Annotated in this window: 16 protein-coding genes and 1 pseudogene; 2 read left to right on the forward strand and 15 right to left on the reverse strand. The window is 62.3% G+C overall.

From position 1 onward, the window contains the following. The 10 genes from AC3WJM_RS13715 to AC3WJM_RS13760 form a co-directional block, all read right to left on the reverse strand. Entirely contained in the window at nucleotides 1–1,779 is a 1,779-nt protein-coding gene (locus AC3WJM_RS13715; RefSeq protein ID WP_492272149.1) for an alpha-D-ribose 1-methylphosphonate 5-phosphate C-P-lyase PhnJ, read from the reverse strand. After that, the gene (locus AC3WJM_RS13720; protein ID WP_492272150.1) at nucleotides 1,776–2,909 is read right to left on the reverse strand and encodes a carbon-phosphorus lyase complex subunit PhnI; all 1,134 of its coding nucleotides are present in this window, start codon (nucleotides 2,907–2,909) and stop codon (nucleotides 1,776–1,778) included. Before AC3WJM_RS13720 ends, AC3WJM_RS13715 begins: the two co-directional genes overlap by 4 nt. Next, nucleotides 2,909–3,547, reverse strand: coding sequence for a phosphonate C-P lyase system protein PhnH (locus tag AC3WJM_RS13725; protein ID WP_492272151.1), 639 nt, complete (start codon nucleotides 3,545–3,547; stop codon nucleotides 2,909–2,911). The genes AC3WJM_RS13720 and AC3WJM_RS13725 overlap by 1 nt, the downstream gene beginning before the upstream one ends. Then, nucleotides 3,544–4,032 carry a phosphonate C-P lyase system protein PhnG gene (gene phnG, locus AC3WJM_RS13730; RefSeq protein WP_492272152.1) on the reverse strand — a complete coding sequence of 163 codons (489 nt, stop codon included), beginning with the start codon at nucleotides 4,030–4,032 and terminating at the stop codon, nucleotides 3,544–3,546. Before phnG ends, AC3WJM_RS13725 begins: the two co-directional genes overlap by 4 nt. Further along, nucleotides 4,029–4,796 carry a GntR family transcriptional regulator gene (locus AC3WJM_RS13735; protein ID WP_492272153.1) on the reverse strand — a complete coding sequence of 256 codons (768 nt, stop codon included), beginning with the start codon at nucleotides 4,794–4,796 and terminating at the stop codon, nucleotides 4,029–4,031. Before AC3WJM_RS13735 ends, phnG begins: the two co-directional genes overlap by 4 nt. Further along, nucleotides 4,786–5,604 (reverse strand): glycerophosphodiester phosphodiesterase, encoded by an 819-nt coding sequence (locus AC3WJM_RS13740; protein ID WP_492272154.1) that lies wholly within the window; start codon nucleotides 5,602–5,604, stop codon nucleotides 4,786–4,788. The genes AC3WJM_RS13735 and AC3WJM_RS13740 overlap by 11 nt, the downstream gene beginning before the upstream one ends. A 3-nt stretch (nucleotides 5,605–5,607) precedes the next feature. Beyond that, the gene (locus tag AC3WJM_RS13745) at nucleotides 5,608–6,693 is read right to left on the reverse strand and encodes an ABC transporter ATP-binding protein (RefSeq protein WP_492272155.1); all 1,086 of its coding nucleotides are present in this window, start codon (nucleotides 6,691–6,693) and stop codon (nucleotides 5,608–5,610) included. Further along, nucleotides 6,690–7,973, reverse strand: coding sequence for an ABC transporter substrate-binding protein (locus tag AC3WJM_RS13750; RefSeq protein WP_492272156.1), 1,284 nt, complete (start codon nucleotides 7,971–7,973; stop codon nucleotides 6,690–6,692). The genes AC3WJM_RS13745 and AC3WJM_RS13750 overlap by 4 nt, the downstream gene beginning before the upstream one ends. A gap of 44 nt (nucleotides 7,974–8,017) precedes the next feature. After that, nucleotides 8,018–8,743: a carbohydrate ABC transporter permease gene (locus tag AC3WJM_RS13755; RefSeq protein WP_492272157.1), complete on the reverse strand. Its 726-nt coding sequence runs from the start codon at nucleotides 8,741–8,743 to the stop codon at nucleotides 8,018–8,020. A 92-nt stretch (nucleotides 8,744–8,835) separates the two neighbouring features. Beyond that, complete coding sequence (locus AC3WJM_RS13760; protein WP_492272158.1) at nucleotides 8,836–9,645, reverse strand: carbohydrate ABC transporter permease; 810 nt, start codon at nucleotides 9,643–9,645, stop codon at nucleotides 8,836–8,838. A gap of 763 nt (nucleotides 9,646–10,408) precedes the next feature. Between AC3WJM_RS13760 and AC3WJM_RS13765 the strand changes: the two are divergent. Beyond that, nucleotides 10,409–10,513: pseudogene (locus tag AC3WJM_RS13765) on the forward strand (DUF4113 domain-containing protein); the annotation flags it as partial. A 251-nt stretch (nucleotides 10,514–10,764) separates the two neighbouring features. Here the strand turns inward: AC3WJM_RS13765 and AC3WJM_RS13770 are convergent. Further along, nucleotides 10,765–11,274 (reverse strand): hypothetical protein, encoded by a 510-nt coding sequence (locus AC3WJM_RS13770; RefSeq protein ID WP_492272159.1) that lies wholly within the window; start codon nucleotides 11,272–11,274, stop codon nucleotides 10,765–10,767. Nucleotides 11,275–11,489: 215 nt separating this feature from the next. On the opposite strand from AC3WJM_RS13770, the gene AC3WJM_RS13775 reads away from it, so the two are divergent. Then, nucleotides 11,490–11,756, forward strand: a complete 267-nt coding sequence (locus tag AC3WJM_RS13775; protein ID WP_492272160.1) for a three-helix bundle dimerization domain-containing protein — start codon at nucleotides 11,490–11,492, stop codon at nucleotides 11,754–11,756. Between the two features lie 236 nt (nucleotides 11,757–11,992). Here the strand turns inward: AC3WJM_RS13775 and AC3WJM_RS13780 are convergent, their stop codons facing one another. The 4 genes from AC3WJM_RS13780 to AC3WJM_RS13795 form a co-directional block, all read right to left on the reverse strand. Then, nucleotides 11,993–12,604, reverse strand: a complete 612-nt coding sequence (locus tag AC3WJM_RS13780) for a ParB family protein (RefSeq protein WP_492272161.1) — start codon at nucleotides 12,602–12,604, stop codon at nucleotides 11,993–11,995. A gap of 119 nt (nucleotides 12,605–12,723) precedes the next feature. After that, nucleotides 12,724–13,554, reverse strand: a complete 831-nt coding sequence (locus AC3WJM_RS13785) for a ParA family protein (RefSeq protein ID WP_492272162.1) — start codon at nucleotides 13,552–13,554, stop codon at nucleotides 12,724–12,726. A gap of 1,397 nt (nucleotides 13,555–14,951) precedes the next feature. Then, the gene (locus AC3WJM_RS13790; RefSeq protein WP_492272163.1) at nucleotides 14,952–16,337 is read right to left on the reverse strand and encodes a replication initiation protein; all 1,386 of its coding nucleotides are present in this window, start codon (nucleotides 16,335–16,337) and stop codon (nucleotides 14,952–14,954) included. A gap of 146 nt (nucleotides 16,338–16,483) precedes the next feature. Beyond that, the gene (locus AC3WJM_RS13795; protein WP_492272164.1) at nucleotides 16,484–16,711 is read right to left on the reverse strand and encodes a ribbon-helix-helix domain-containing protein; all 228 of its coding nucleotides are present in this window, start codon (nucleotides 16,709–16,711) and stop codon (nucleotides 16,484–16,486) included. Nucleotides 16,712–16,851: the final 140 nt, after the last annotated feature.

Genomic DNA, 16,851 nt, shown 5'->3' on the forward strand with positions numbered 1-16,851 from the left:
TCAACCTCGTGCCGCCGCGACGAGTCGCTGGCTATAGGGGTGTTGGGGGTCTTCGAGGAGTTGGTCGGTCAGGGTGGATTCGACGATGCGACCGCGATGCATGACAAGCGTGCGTCGGCACAACATTTCGACGACGGCGAAGTCGTGCGAAACGACAACAGCGGCAAGGCCGAGTTCGTCGATGAGTCCGCGGATCAGGTCGAGGACCCCGGCGGCTACGGAAGCATCGAGTCCTGTCGTCGGTTCGTCCAGTAGCAGGATCGATGGCGAGCTCGCGACCGCCCTGGCGATCTGCACTCGCTGCCGCATGCCGCCCGAGAAGGTGTAGACGGGATCGTCGATTCGATCTTCTGGTATCTCGACCCTCTGAAGGATGCTGCGAACCGTGGCCCTCATTGCGTGGAAACTACGCATGCCAGCTGCTGCCAAAGGCACCGCGACATTGCCGCCGGCGCTCAGGCTGAGGTCGAGTCCACGAGCCGCGTCTTGATGCACGAGTGCCAGTCTGCCGACACGGAGCGCCCGCCTCTGGGCAGGCGAAAGGCCGTACAGATCGACGAGGTCCTCGCCCGAGCGAAGGAACACTGATCCGGTGTCAGGTGGCAGTTCGCCGGTGAGGCACTTCAGTACGGTCGACTTCCCGGATCCGGATTCACCCACGATTCCGAGTGCTTCGCCTCCGTTGACGGTGAAGGAGATTTCTCGCGCAGCAGTCAACGTTCCGTAGCGGAGCATCAGATCCCGGGCTTCCAGGGCGGCCCCATCGAGGTCGGGACGATGCGGCTGACCGAAGGGATGGTGTTCGGTCACCGCGGCCGCCGCAATGGCGTCCACCGGTGTCCGGGCCGGCTGGGACCAGACTCGCGATGCCGGGGTCGCCGTGCTACCCTCTCGTCGTTTGGCGCACCAGTCGGTGTCGCTACAAATCCAGCGACTACCATCCCGGAGCGGATCCGAGACCTCGACCAGGTAGGTCGAGTCGCTGTCGCACAGAGCACAGCGCCCCGGCATCGGCTCGACAGTGAACTCCAGGTCGTCGAACGCCAGGGGCTCGACGTGGGTGTGGGGAGGAACCGCATACAGCACGCGGTCGCGGCCAGCACCATAAAGAGTGAGGTGGGATGCGTTATCGAGTTTTGCCAGATCCCATTTTGGGATGGGAGAGCTCGCCATCACGTAGCGGCCGTTGACGACCACAGGATAGCCGCTACTCAGCATTGTGGTGCCCGCCCGGACGTACTCCTCGTAAATGCTGACCAACATGAGGGCATAATCCTGCTCGGCGTGCATGCGCAGCCGCTCATCGACCCGTCGCTCGACGATGGACAGCGGTTCGGGAACGCCGACCTGCATTACGAGCACTTGGTCAGCCCGGAGAGCGCGCTCAGGGATTCGGTGTCGGCTCTGGATTAGCGTTGCCTCATCGGCGTTGCTCGTTTCCTCGACTCCAGTGGTCTGCCTGATCAGACGACGCAGGTTCGACGCGCTGACGGCGCCGTCGTCGCCCTGGTCGATGACTTTGACCACGTCTGTGGGTTCTGCGATGCTGAGGCTGATTTGAAGCCCGCCGCTTCCCCATCCTCGCGGGATCGGCATCTCCCGAGAGACGAAGGGCACTTGGTGGCCCGGCGTTGCCACCGCTTTCAGGATGGCGCGCCGAACGTAGCGCTTGGTGTCCTCGTCAATGAGAGCGAAGGTGGCCGTTTTCGGCGAGCTCGCGAGTTCGGCAATGGTGGTGGGTGTGAACGGCGGCGAGAGGGTCGCGTCGGTGACTGTCATTCGGCATTTCCTGTATCGGGTTGGTGGCGTCGCCGTTCCCGCTTCGCCTTCGAATCCACGGCGGCACGGAATGAGACGTAGTGCGGGAGCTTGACGTGCTCAAGCAAGCCGTTGGCATCCATGCCGTCAGCGCTGCGAAGCACCAGTTGCTCGAAGTCGCTGCGGCCGCGGTCGCGGTCGAAGATGATGTCGAGGGACGACATGGCCAAGGCTTTGCGTTCGTTTTGCCCGAAGCAGAGGCCGTAGCCGACGTCGAAGCGCGTTATGTCTTCGTGGTCACGGTCTAGGTCCTCAATGGATTCGGACTCGGTGACCCTGACCTCACCAATCTCGACGCTGCCCCCGGTGAGTGGATTAGGAACCCGCACGGGCAGGTATCCGGTGCGCAACTCTCCCTGGCCGCCGACGCCGGGGCCCCATTGGCCTTCGTTGAGCAAGTGCGTGTACCAGTGCAGGACCAGTGCCGCAGTCTCCGCCCGCGCAAGGAGGGAAAGACGGGCTGACCGGTCCAGATCCAGGAGCCGCGGCTCATGGGCGATGTCGACGGGGTCCGGGTCCCCGGGTGCGGAACGCGGAACGAGCAGGTCACGTGCCTTGAGCAGGTCATGGATGCGGCCCGGCCGATGTCCAGCCGTTGTGGCATCCGATTCATGCACGGGAGACGCAATCGGTTGGTCAGGGCGGCCTTGACGCGGGTCCGGTTGTGGCTGGTGATCCTCGCACGCCGTAGAATCCTGCGCATCTGCTTCGAGCAGCCTGGGCATGTAGTCGCGGGTGCGTCCGAGGATCTGCCGCCCGGGAGGGGTCCGGTAGACAGGCACGACGCGGCGCAGGGGCACGAGTTCGTCGGCACTTGTGACCGCGGTCGTCCCAAACCGGCGAAGACTCAAGCGGAATGTTCGGACCAGATGCGCGGCTTCGACGCTGTCTCCTTCGGCCTGGCGGAACGCCCGCGCGGCGGTGTCTTCGTCCCAGAGCCCGCCCTCGGACATGATCTGATCGACCATCAGCCGCATCCGGCCATTGATCTGGTTGAGCTCCAGAGGCCGGCTGGGGTCGTTATCCTGGCGTTCGGCTACCAGCCGGGTGGCGGCCTCGATGGCCGCAAGTCCTGGAGATTCGTATCCCATTAGCAGTTCTCCTTCCATGTCAGTGTGCTGCTGCGTGGGAGGCCGACAACTCGCCCCTCGGTGTCGATAAGCCAAAGATCGATGCCGGTGGGAGGCAGCGAGCAGGCGGCTTCCCGCTCGCGGAGGACGAGGTCGAGGTCGGTGGAGCCCGGTGCCACGAGCACGGATGCTGTGCCGTCGACCCCCGGGCCGCTGATCGTCAAGGTGATGCTGCCGACGTCCTGCTGCGCCGAGTCGCTGGCTCGAAGTGAAGCAACTTGAACGACGGCTGTGGCGCCAATCTCGGGGAACGCCGGTGTACCGCGTTCAAGTTTCAACAGGTCTCCCGCGACGGGGAACCTGGCGAAGGCCACGAGTTCGGCTTTCTCGGCGGTGGTGAGGGCGGCTCCGGTGTGGTCCGTGATCTCGTTCGCCGAAAGTTCGGATACTCCGACCAGAGCGCATCTGGTGCCGCGGGACGCAAGAGCCACCGGAGGCCAGAACGCAACGGGCAACTCCGCGGTCAAGAAGTCGGGGGGCGGGATCTTCTCCAGGTGGCCTGGCATGCTCAGGACTGTCAACAGGATGCGAAAGACGCGACCACTCCAGGCTTGTTCAGCCGACTGCTGTGGGGCCGCTGGTGTAGCGAAGAGGCTCATCCTCCCAACTCCTCGAATTTGATGGCGGTTTGTTCGATCTCGTCGAGCTCGACCTGCCGGCGTGCCCGGATCTCGCGCTCTGTAGACTCGCACAGCGCGATCAGCTCGGAGTGGTGCGGGTTCGGGAACTGGAAGGCGGCATCGCAGACTGCCGCGGCGACGGTCGCAGCTGGATCGTCGCCCATTCGCATCGCCCAGCCGGGGTGGTTGGCGACGCGGACGCGCGCCTCGGTCACGAGGAGGTCCCCAAGGTAGAAGCGGCGACCCTCGATGGGCTCGCGGACCTGCATCACCACAGTGCCGAGCTCAGGATTGCCCGTCGTCTCGGTCTCGTAGTCGCGAAGAACCGCATCGGCGGTGGCGATCAGGGCGTCTCGGTCGGCTCTAGCGAGCAGGCCCACAAGCACATTCCGGTCCATGGGTGCGTTCGTCTCGGCCGCTTCCCGTGGCGCCCACTCTCGGACAGGATCATATGTCCCAGTCATGATCCCTGCTCCTCGGACGATGGGCGAAGACCGCGGTAGTGCTCTTCCATACGCACGTGAATGATGTCGGGCCTGTTCCAGCCGAGGGCGTAAACCAGAGGGCGCCCGCTTTTGGTGTCGGACAGGCGAGTCTCGCCGTGCGCGGTTGGCGGTCGACCGACCAGATCGAGAAGTTGGGCAATACGGTGATCTACGACCTCGAATTGCGTGACGCTCCAGTCTCTGCGTGGTTTGTAGCCGAGGGAGAGGCAGAGGCTGTAGAACGAGCCGCCCATGGAAAGCTGTTCGTCGAGCCGGGGCGCGAGATTCGCGGGGATGTAGTTCTCTATCACCGATGCCACCATCTCGTTCACGTAGCCCCGGGTGGTGCGTCGGAGGACGGAGGCTCCTGCCGGCAGCTCGAGGATCTCGCGCAGCTTCGCGTCCGGTTCGTCCAGACAGACGAGTTCGATGACCTCTGTGCGTGGTGTGAATCCCGCCTCGCGGACCATCGCTGTCCAGCTCGGTGGGGTGTCGGGGCCGACTCGGAAGACGATGCGGGGTGAGACGAACGTGCCCATGCCGTGGGAACGTCTGACGAGGTGGCGCCGTTCGAGTTCCTGCAGCGCTGCCCGCGCGGTGTCACGGCTGACCTCTTCTCGGGCTGCCAGCTCGTGCTCGGACGGTAGCCGGGTTCCTGGTTCGAAGTCGTTCAGGGCGTCGGCGAGCCTGTCAGCCAAGGCAACGTAGATGGGAATGCCGGACGGGGACTTCTCAGGCCTCATGTGACAGCTCCTCCTCACTGGCGCGGCTGGAGTCGTGCCAAAGTCCCATCGCGATCATCCGGCTGCGGTAACCCATCGGATCGTCAATGTTGAATGCCTCCACGCCAAGATCCAGGAGCTCCCGGAATCGCTTGTCATCGTGGGGGACTTCCGTGGAGACGACCAGGCCCTGCGCGTGCGCCGCTTGGATATATGCGGGCCAGAGGGGCTTCAAGGACTCGTACGCGCCGGTCCCGTAGACGAAGACGCCGGTCTCACCGGGCGCGAGCTCTCCGGTCCGCGCAAGTTCGAGCAGCGACGTTGCGCTGATCACTGTGCACAGTTGGGGGCCGAGGAGCTCGCGCATCCGCTTGGACCGATCGTCGGAGACGACCCACTCCTCGCGGGGCCCGTCGGTGTCGGTGCCGTGGATGCAGACACGCTCGACCGCCCCGAGCTCTTTGAGCATGCGGGCGAGGGGTTCGACGCACTCCTCGCGTTTGACGTCGAGGATGAAGGTGAGGTTCGGCCACCGCGTGAGGAATTCGGTCAGCTGCGCCACGCCCGATCGGCCGGGCAGCTCGGTCGAAACAACCTCGGCAAGAGTCATGCTCGCGATCTCCGGCCTTGACCCGTCTGCCGCGGGCAGCGTCGGGTCGTGCCATACGACCAGGTGGCCGTCAGCGGTGAGGCGAATGTCGATCTCCACGCAGGTGAAGCCAAGGTCCACGGCCTTTTGCACAGCCGATGGGCTATTGTCCTCTGCGCCAGCACCGAACCCCCTATGGACGATCCCGAAGGGGCGAGGTTGAGTTAGAAACGTTGTCATGTTCTATACCTTTCGGATGGAATACTCGCCGGGGCATCGCTGCCCGTCGGCGTTGAACGGGTGCAAGTCGTCGCGGGATGCGTGGATCGTAAGGCGCTCACCGAAGGGGTGGTCCGCATGCAGGCGCGCGCGGACCGCCCCTTCGCCGAGGTCGAGGTGGACCAGGCGGTCGCGGCCCACCAGTTCGGTGAGTCGGACGTCGCCGGTGAGTGTCAGATCTCCGGGGCGGCCCTCGCCGGGGCGGAAGTCCTCACTGCGGACCCCGATGCTGGACACCTCGGGATGAGCCACGAGGCCGAGTCGGGCGGCGGGCACGAAACTCATCCCGCCGAGGAGGGAGCCGACGAACTGCGAGGCCGGCGCGTTGAACACGTCGGCGGGAGGCCCCACTTGCTCGACCTTGCCGTCCCGCAGAACGGCCAGCTCGTCGGCCATGCTCAAGGCTTCCCCTTGGTCGTGCGTCACGTAGACCGTGGTCAACTGGAGTTCGCGCTGCAAGGCGCGAAGCTCTGCGCGCATCTCGGAGCGCAGCTGGGCGTCGAGGTTGGAGAGTGGCTCGTCCATGAGCAGGAGGGAAGGCCTTCGGACGAGGGCTCGCCCGATGCCAACGCGCTGCTGCTGTCCGCCGGATAACTGGGCGGGCTTGCGATGAAGCAGGGAATCGAGCCTCAGGAGCCGCGAAACTTCCCGCACGCGCTCCTTCCGTTCCGCCGAAGGAACGCGCTGCATGCGCAGCGGGAACTCCATGTTGCCGAATGCTGTTTTCTCCGGGTAGAGCGCGTAGTGCTGGAACACCATTGCGATACCGCGCTGCTCGGTGCTGACTGAAGTGATGTCCCGGCCGTCGAGCATCACGCGTCCGGATGTCGGAGTCGCGAGGCCGGCGATGCATCGGAGCAGCGTCGTCTTGCCGCAGCCGGAGGGACCGAGCAGCACGAGTACTTTACCGGCCGGACAGGTCAGGCTGATGTCCTCAAGGGCCGTGGTGGCGCCGTAGCGCACGCTTACGGCACCACACTCGAGGCCAGCCTCCTCTCGGTCGGTGGCGTCGAACGTGTTGAGCGGGGCCACCGCGGTTGCAGCGATCACTGGAGCAGACCCTGGGCCTGGCTGGCGGCCTTTGCCAACCCGTCGCCTGGCGAGATGTCGCCTCGGAGGATAGCAACGATCTGGTCCCCGAGGTCTTTGCCGATCTCGACGGCATTCCTCCCTGGGAATTGGAACCAGGGAACAGTCTTCCCGGTTTCCCGGGGCCCGACCTGGGACAGCGGGTCTGATGCCAGGATGGGGGCCAAATAGTCATTGCTGGCGGCTGCTGTTTTGCTCACCGGGGTGTAGCCCACATTCTTGAACAGTGAAGTCGAACCTTGCGGCCCTGTGAGCGCTTTGATCACCTTCCAGGCGGCGGCTTGGCGTGCCGGGTCCTTCGTCACAACGATCAAGGACCCTCCGAAAACCGGCATCGTAAGGCTGCCGCCGTCAGGCACGGGCATCGGGGCCTTGCCCACCGAGAATTTGGCGGCCTTCTTGATGTTCGCCACCGCCCCATTTCCAACGATTTCCATCGCTTGGTCACCGCGGGTAAAAGCGTCGATCTGGTCCTTGTACATGCCGGCATTGGCAAGACCCGATGCGACCATGTCACGCCAATACGTCAACACGTCGCGTCCCTGGCTGCCGTTGAAGGTCACGGTCTTCTTGTCGGAATCCATCATGGATCCACCAGCGGAGAAAAGCAGGCACTGGAAGAAGCCGTTGCCGTTACTGTCCGTCTGGAAATTAACGCCGGTCTTGACTGCCTTGGACTGCACCAAGGCCTGCGCAGCCGCCTTGAGCTCGCTGTACGTCTGCGGCGGCTTGTTCGGATCCAGGCCTGCCTTCGCAAAGGCGTCCTTGTTGTAGAACAGCTGGGTGGTTGACATCACGTACGGTATGGCGACCTGTTTGCCGTTGACCTTGTTTGCGCCAAGGACGTCCTTGTCGAAGTTCGAGTCGACGAACTGGCTGTCGGCCGCCATCAACGAGTCCAGTGGCTGCGTGACACTCGCTGCGGCCAAGCGATCGAGGTCATTGGTGCCGACGACTGCGATGTCCGGAGGATTCCCCGCGCTGATGGAGTTGACCAGCCGCAGGCTTACGTCGTCGAAGTTCGCGATGCCGGCGCCCTGGATGTCGACCTTGACACCGCTCTGTGCGGTGATCCCCGTTTGGTCGTACGCGTTCGCGTACTGCGGATTGTTGATGGCGACCATGGTCAGCGAGGTCACCTTCGACTCTGTAGTAGTAGCCGAACTGCATCCCGAAACGATCAATGCAAGACCGATCAGGGCGGGCGCGGTCCGGGACAAACCGGAACTTGAACGGAACATAATGTCGCCTTTTCTTTTGAAGGAGTTTCTTTCCGGGCGGTTTTTTATCGAGCGACAGGGAGACCCTGGGTTATTCGGCGCTGAACGAACAGAAATGCGATCAAGAGGGGGATGATTCCGAGAACTGCGGCTGCCATCTGAGGCCCGTATTGATTGGCCGTATCCTCAGCGAGGTACGTTGAAAGTCCAATCGGCACCGTTGCCTTGCCTTGCCCGAGGAGGACCGTCGAGGGCCAGAAGAGGTCGTTGAAGTGCCCGGTGACGCTGAACATCGCAAAAGCGAAGACCGCAGGGTTGACGCTGGGCAAGACAACCCGCCACACCATGGCAACTGGACCGACGCCGTCGATCCGCGCCGCGTCGAAGCGGCTCTGCGGAATGGTGAGGATGAACTGCCTGAACAGAAAGACACCGAACGCCGACCCCAGGAATGGCAGCACCAGCGCCGACATCGTGTCGAGCAAAGACAGCTTGGCGAAGGCGACATAGATGGGGATCGCGGTGACCTGAGCCGGAATGCCCAAACAGGCGAGCACCACCATCAAGGAGATGCGGCTGCCCCGGAACTTCTGCCGGGCCAACAGGTAGCCAGCCGGGATAGATGTGACGAGCTGCCCCAGCAGAATCAGGCCCGACGAGATCACGCTGTTGGCATAAAGGGAGAGCCAGGGTTGGGCCGACCATGCCTGGCGAAAGTTGTCGAGGGTCAGGTGTTCGAAGCTGAAGCCGTCAAGCACCCAATGCTCGGGCGTGAACGCGGTCATGACCATCACAGCGAACGGAGCGAGCACCACGACCGCCCCAATTGTTAGCCAAAGGTGGCTGAACAGTTGGCCGACTATGTACCGGGTCCGCCGCGTCATCACGCCGGAACCCTTTCCGCAGCATTGCGCCAATAGCCCGGAAGCTGGATGGCCGCCAGCGCCAGAACGAGCGCAACGAGTACGAGGTTGATGACGCTACCACCGCCGATGTCAAGGTAGCGCACACCCCGGAGCCATTCGTAGTAGGCCAACGTCGTCGTTCCGCCTGCCGGCCCGCCATTAGTCAAAACCCTGATTTGGTCGAACGCTCGAAGTGAGTCGCGGGTGGCGATCACCAGGGCAAACACCAGCGTGGGACGCAGGGCGGGCATGGTCACGTGCCAAAAACGGCTCAATCCCCCGGCGCCGTCCACTCGTGCGGCTTCCACAACTCGCTCCGGTACCGCTGTCAGCCCGGCGAGGAACAGAATCACCATCGTGCCCAGCATTTGCCAATTGCCGATGATGGCCATTGCGGGGAGAACCAAGGCCGCTGAGTTGAGCCAGTCGTGGACGCCAACCAGAGGACCCAAGATGGAGTCGACCAGGCCGCTGTCCGGATAGAACATCCACCGCCACACCGCCGACATCGCTGCCATCGTGGTTGCCGCGGGCAGGAAGTAGGCCGTCCTCCAGAAAGATCCGCCTCGGCCGACACGATGAATGCCACTCGCAATCAGCAGGCCCAGACCAACGCTGACCGGGACGGTGAGTGCCATATAGACGAAGGTGTTGAGGAACGCCTGGCGAAATTCGCCGCTAGTCAGAATCCGCTGAAAGTTGGTCAGGCCCGCAAAGTCGAGACTGCGTTCGAGTGGGTCGTACGTAAAGAGCGACAGAATCGAAACAGTCAACAGCGGCAGCAGCACAAAAGCGCCGATGAGGACCGCCGCCGGCCCCCCAAGCACAAGCGAGGTCAGTGCGCCGTGCGGGACCAAGAAGCGACTTGCCCACGCCCTCTTCGCCAGAGCGGCGGCCGGTACGGCTCGCGTCGTCTGCGTCAGCATCCATCCACCCCGTCACGATTTGTCGTTTGTTCGATCATGATGCCTAGCTTTCCGGGCCCGAATGACGACGCTGGGAATGGTGGGCGAACAACCGGTTAACTTGTTGCCACAAGTTGACCGGGTTGAGACACAGGTCGCGCTGCCGACCCAAGAACGGCTCATCGAGCCGATGTGGACCGCCCTGGTCATACCGACGAGCGCGGATCCATCATGATGCTTCTGACCACGACGACGACGCGCAGGACAGTCATCACGCGCCCTTGAAGGCCGGAGCGAACCGGGCCGCGTGCTGAAGAACCAAACGACGGACTGATGAAATCGCTCAGGGAAGCAGGCCGCGCCGTCTGCGCAAAGAGTGCGAGCAAACGGGCTCGGGCGCGGAGGAGACTGCCGGCTGATGCAGCCGTGCCCGAACCGAAACCGGTCAACGGCCCCCACACGCCAGGGCACAGCCCAAACCTGACGTTGACTCTCTCCGGACCTGCTCGTTCCTCCCACCGGCAAACCGTCCGAAGCTTAGTGACACTGCGTGCTGACGAACCTCACCGACGTGGACGAAGACATTGCCGAAGTGATCTTCAAACGCTCTTAGAGGTCACCGACAAAGCCACTCGTCGGGCTCGGCTACGGCGGGCTGCGCCCCGGACCGTCCTGGCGGATGAAACGGGACCTCCTCTCCCCCAGGGCCACCACGCACTGGGAGGAGCTCGCCGTCGTGAAAGGCTCATGACCACCTCGTCAGGCAAACGTGGTGCCGGAGATGTTGAACTGACCGTCGAGAGCCCGGACGGCGAGCAAGCCATGTCAGCGCGCCCGGCGCCACCTACGAAGAGGCCCTGGCAAACGCCACGGAGCTAGTCCCGGAAGGGTACCGGCGGATCGTCATCCGCAAACACTCCGGCTGATCGTCGCTGACGACGTTTATCCGGTTCCGTTGTCCCTTACGGCCCGCCGGGCCTCGACGGGGTCCCGGGCGGGACGTCAGCTCCGCTGGGCAGGGACGGCCCGGCGCCAGTAGGCTGCTTCCGCGGTCGTGAGGATCTCGTAGATCCGTTCCGCGGTGGACTTCCCCAGGTAGGGGCGTTCTTCGGGGGCCAGGTCCCCCAGGGACTCGACCGCTGCTGCGAGGAGGACGTCATCCTCGACGGAAGGCTCCACCCAATCCCGCACGCCGTCGGCGGCCAGCTCTTCCCACGTGTAGGGGAAAGTGGCGATGGCTTCCCGGACGGCACTGAGACGTTCCCGGGGATCCGTGCTGCGGGACCTGGTGTAGAGGAGGGTCTGGTACTCATCGGAAGCGACCGACAGCAGACCAGCCGGGCGGTTTGGTGGATGCGGGCCGGTGTGGGCGACCAGGTAGCGGCCCAGGGCATGATGCCGATGGTTTAGCTGTTGCCGAATTTCCCTGACGCGGTGCCCGAAGCGCGTTCCGGTAGCAGCAGGAGTATTGCCGCTCTTGCTGTTGTCTCCGATGTCGACGCGTGTTGGCATGATGTCGGTCCCGGTCAGGGGCCAGCGCTGGTCCTTCCCACATGGTATTCTTGGTGATCGTCGCGTTGAAGAGAAAGACTTCTGCTGTGGATCCCGACCAGGGAAATCCCGTCACCGTCGTGCGATACAGCACCGCTGACGTGCACGACGTTCCGAGCTTCGAATGCCGCCATTTTTTGTTGACCTGCCCACAGCCGGACGGGGACACTTGACCTATGACGAGGGAAGACGAGGCCCGGGCCCTTGTAGCTGTCATCGGAAGCCTTGCCGAGCGGTTCCCCGAGGTGCAACGCTCGGACATCGAAGCAGTCGTCGCTGAAGAACACGGGAACTTGAACGGCGGTCCGATCCGGGACTACGTTCCGCTCCTGGTTGAACACGCAGCCAAGAAACGCCTCACCAAAATGAGCGACGCGAGCCAGATCTCCAGCGGTTTCTCATCCGTCCTGGGCGGGAAGCAGCCAGGCATCGATCACTCGTAGGGTCACCGAGTGCCAATGTAATGCCTGCCGTCACGGTATGTCTGGTGCAGCTGCTTCGCTTCTCCCCCAATGGCCGCCGAATGATTCGGCACTTACTGCTGACCGACCTTTCTTTGTGGGAAAAAACGCACTTGAGATCTTGAGAGAGTGAATGCAGACCGTTCCTGCCGATGCCGCATGAAAGGCTTCGGGAAGACCGCGAACGAAGCCCTGTGCCTGCGCGCAGTGCCACGCCCCTAGCTTTCTAAGGGCCTTCCGCGGGGCACTCCGCTAGGGTCGACTGCGAATTCGTTCCCACTGTTGTGGGCCCGTTCCAGGGCTTCAACTTCCCGCTCAACGGCCGAGAGGATGAACTCCGACAGCGTTCGGGAACCGGTCAGATGCCTGGTCGCCATGTAAGCGGCACGCATCCGTGCACCGGACTCCTTCGACTGGAAGAAGCTGGTCTTTCGATACGCCTTCTTCTCCGGCGCGGGCTCGGGTTCGGGCTGCGCAGGCGGTGGCGTCTGCATGGTTTGCGGGGCGTTCTGCACGGGCTGGGCGTAGACGACGTGCTGCTGCTGAGGCGTAGCCTGCGACTGCTGCACAGGAGCTTGGGCGGGCTGAATGTAAGCAGCAGGCTGTTGCTGCTGAGGAGCCGACGGCGGCTGTTGCATGACCGTTTGGACAGGCTGTGCCTGAAGGACACTAGGCTGCTGCTCAACCGACTGCGCCGCCGCCGGAGGCGCAGTCTGGATGGCTGCGTGATACTGTGCGGCGGGGTCCGGAACGCGCGGCGCCGCGGCCTCCGGTTCGGGCGCTGGAACTGAGTACAGACGCTCCTGCGGTTGCCCTTCTGTCCTGTTCATTTCCGAAGACGTCATTTCGGCAATGACGCTGGTGGCGCGCGCCTTTTTCAGTCCACCCCTGCGAATGTTCGCAAGTGCGTCGGGCGTGCCTCCCCTTTCGGGAGCCGGTCCTGGGCGGTTCATGCTGCGTTCGCGCCCTTCCAGACCACCGTGGCCAGCTGGATCAGGTCTCCCCGGTGCTCGGAGCCTTCGGATCCATATGCACGCATGGGCAGCGCAGCGGCTTGCGCCTTCGCAAAGACCTCCGCGTCACGGATCATAGGTTCAAGCACGAGGTCACCGAAGTTCGCGTTTACCTTCTCAATCCAATGCAGCTGGTCCGGGCGGTTCTTCTTGGTCTTGTTGATAACGACACCCAGAAGTTCGATGTCTTCGTTCAGGTTCTCTTGGACTTCTGAAATGGTGGTGACGATCTCGGAAAGCCCTTCAACCGAGGCGACCCGAGGTTCGGTCACCAAAAGCGCATGTGTTGCGGCGGTCAGCGCGTTGACCGTCAGGAGTCCTAAAGACGGAGGGCAGTCGATAAGGATGATGTCGTAGTCGTCCGTTACGCCCTTCAGCGAGATACGAAGACGATGTTCCCTTGCCATCATGGAATCGCGTTCACGTGAGGCCAGGTTGCGCTCGGCGGCAATCAAATCGAGCCGCGGGAAGTTTTCCTTCTTCTCGGTCTTGGCTTGCCAGGCCTCCCCTGCCGCAATGATGGCGTCCGCGGCAACACCAGGCAGTATCTTCTGGTTGTTCGATTCGTCGCCGTACAAGACGTCGTTGAGAGTGAATTCAGGGCTGTTGATTCCAAAGGCCGACGTCACGTTGTACTGAGGGTCCGCATCAATGACGAGGACCCTCAAGCCGATGACCCGAGAAAACACCTCTGCCAGACCGGTGACCAGGGTCGTCTTGCCGACGCCACCCTTCTGGTTACAAACGGCGATGATCTTTGCCGACATGACTGGGGTACCTTCCGTTGCACTACTCAAAGACAGAGAACGGTGCGGTAGGCCCACGTGTGGCGGGAAGCATCGGGCCGGCACCGATGGGTTAACCATAACGGGCGCCCTGCCTGATGGTCGCACGCCACGCCCGGAATGTCACGATTCGCAAATGGTTCCATTGGAGGCAATGCCTCCTTGTACGCATATGCCACCATTTGCGACGTTTGCGCGAACAGTACCCATGCCACCATTTGAGTCAAAGGTTCGAAATGCACTTAGGGCACCTTTTGCGCAGGAAGAGGTGCGCAGGAGCCATTTTCTCAAAAGGCTCCATTGGTGGGATTTACGCACTCCGGAGCTAGGCGGAAGATTCCTCGGCATCTTTGCGCATATGGTTCCATTTGCGATCGTCTTATGTTCCCGCCGACGCGGTTGGTCCATCCGGTAGACCAGGAGAAAATGGCTCCATTTGCGCTAGGAACCTTCATCCAGGGTAGCCGCTCTTCTCCTCGATCGCGCTTTTCTGCGACATATAAGCGATGCGCAAAAGGTTCCATTGTGTCATAGCACATGCACGATAGATTCTTAAGGGGTTCCTTTGGCGCATATGGTGGCATATGCGCCAAAGGAACCCCTCGCGCATCCCGGGCTGGGCCTGGCGGGTGGTTCGCAAATGGAGGCATATGAGGATCGGACACTGATTGGTCTTGATGCGCAAAAGGTGGGATTCGCGATTGAGGTGGGATTGGTGGCACAAGATCATAAGGTTCTATTTGCGCAAGTGCCTCCATATGGCCTCTATGGTTCTTTTTACGCAAAAGGTGGGATGGTCTCTGATAGCACCATTTGAGTGAATGGTACTGTTTCCTCAAAAGCTGACATATGCGGACATACCACCTCGGGAACAAACAGCACCCATTGCGCATATGGTGCCATTCGGGTTGCGATCCGGTTCCACCTACCCTCGTCGGGCGGCCCCGTCGCTGGTTACAGGAAGGCTGCCGCTGCAAGGTGGCCCTGGAGAAGATTCCGAGTGGGTTGTGCATCCGGCTGGTGGATCAAAAACAACTTCAACCTATAGGTGCCTACAACGCCGACCTGGCTTGGTTAGGTTTCAGTCAGCTGGTCAAACCTGCCACCAGGTCACTGCGAATTCAGACCGTTTCCCCTTTTTACGATAGCTACCCCCGGCTCCGCTCAAATGGTTCCATTTGAGCAATCGGATCCCGGCGTGCTGAAGCGAAAGGAACCCTTGGATCAATCGGCGCATATGGAACCATTCCTGTTCCGGCCGCAAATAGAACCTTTTGCGCCGCATGTCCTGCCCGCTGGCCGTTAGACCTTGCAGTGGGGGAGCGGGGAACAAGGGGCGTGCTCAACGACGAGGAAATGGAGGCATTTGCGGCAAAGGTTCAATGGTCGCATTTGCTTCTCAAGGAGTAACACCATAACGGGAGAGGAGCCAGAACCCGGTAACTTTCCCTGCCCGTCGGAGGGCTTGTCTGATCTCTTGGTTGAGTTATGAACCAGATCGATGGTGTTGGAGCTGTGGATGAAGCTTCAGAAGGGCCCCTACCGCTGGTAGGGGAGTGGTGACGAGGCTTTGGAGAAGGAGAGGGGGATTGAGGGGAGCCGTCAGGCCTACTACCTGTTGCTTGGGTAATGTCGTTCCTTCTGAAGGCGCGAGAGAGGTATCGCTGGACTGTTCTGATACTCTTGCCGACCTCCGTGGCGATCTCGGCAAGAGTCCGCCCCACGGCTTTCAGGGCTGCTGCTATGTCCGCGCTGGTTTCTGCTTGGCTCGTGCGCGTCTGGGTGCCTTTGCGGGCGTTCTGGACGGCGGCTGCGCGCTTTGAACGGGTCGTTGATTGCCCGCCCTTCCTGCCCTTTTCGGCGAACCAGGGGTTCGCCGTGCCAGTGTGGGGCCGGCCTTTGCCGTTGGCGACCTGGCGGACCGCCGATGCTGATAGATCCCGGATCTCGCGGTGGGGGAGTGGAGTGGGAAGGGAATCGTTGAGGGAAAGCGCGTAGTCTAAGGACTCTTCCAGGACCGGCAGCGTCCCTGTGTTTCGATAGCGGCGCCACAATTCGCTTCTGGTGCGGTAGAAGATGGCGTTGTTTCTCCCGGCCATCGTGTCCGGCGCTGCGGGCCTCAGAGAAGCCGTCAGAGCCGGGGAAGAGGGCCAGGCCGAGAACTCCTCGTCGAACGGGTCGCGATAGTCCTGCATGTGCGTTCGGAGTTCACCGAGGGAGTACGGATGAGGGCTGCCGCCGAAGCGGACATCGCCGGCGGGGGAGTGGGCTGCCGGGTTCCGGACAAGAAAGCGCGTAAAGGCGGCGTCGTTGCCCGTCAGCAAGTCGAGGGCGCGCTGGACTTCCTGGGCGTACCGGATCGGGTGCGGACGTGCCCCGGGTCCCCGGAGAACGGGCTCGATCATCCAGCCGGCCTGTGCGTGGCCGTTGGCGGGGTTCTCTATGATCCAGTGCGGTTCGGGCACGGCAGGATGCAACAGCCGTATGAGGGCATCATCCTGGTCGACATCTACAACGAGGAAGTTTAGGTAATCCGCCGGGTTGATCTGGATGAACTCGAAATGAGCCATGGCCTTGCCGCGGTTTGGGTATGCGGAATGTTTGGTCGGACCGCCACGGAAAGCGTTGACGCGGTGGTGTCGGATGATGGCTTGTTTTACGGCATGCTGGAGGTCCTCAGGGCGTGCGGTATCGACTGCGCCGGGGGCGACGCGCCGAATTCCACGCATTGAAGAGTCCAGCTGCCCGTGTAGACTGACAGGCATAACAAAGGGACCCTTTCGGGGGTGTCTGTTATGGAATGGCCCTCAAAAAGAGCCATTCCGCGCTCAGCGCCTGGGTAGCCGGGAAGCAGTCAGGTGCAGAGTATTGATTTCATTGGAAGGCCCGCCTTGTGCGGGCCTTCTTGTGTCTAGGCGATGCGGCCGATAGGCAGCTCTCCTTGCAGTCGTAGGGAATGAGGGCCTTCCGGACCCAGTTTCTCGCCGATGAGGGCAGCCACGAACTCGCTGACCGTCAGATTTTCTGCCTTAGCTGTCTGGGCCAGCCGATCGTAAACGTCCACGGGTACGCGGCTTCCAACGAAGCGGCGGTCACCCTTGCTTCGCTGTCCGCCTCCACGGTTTCCTGAGGTAGCCATGTGATCCAACGTCCTCCGAATCTCGTTCCTGGTGCCTGGGGCTTCCACTACGGGTTTTAGCAGGGCCGACCAAGATGCTAATGCGATGTTCTGGAACTTTGTCGCCGGAACGAACCTGGTGGTCCAAGCTCCAAGCCTTC

The organism is Arthrobacter sp. FW306-1B-G06A (assembly GCF_058781765.1).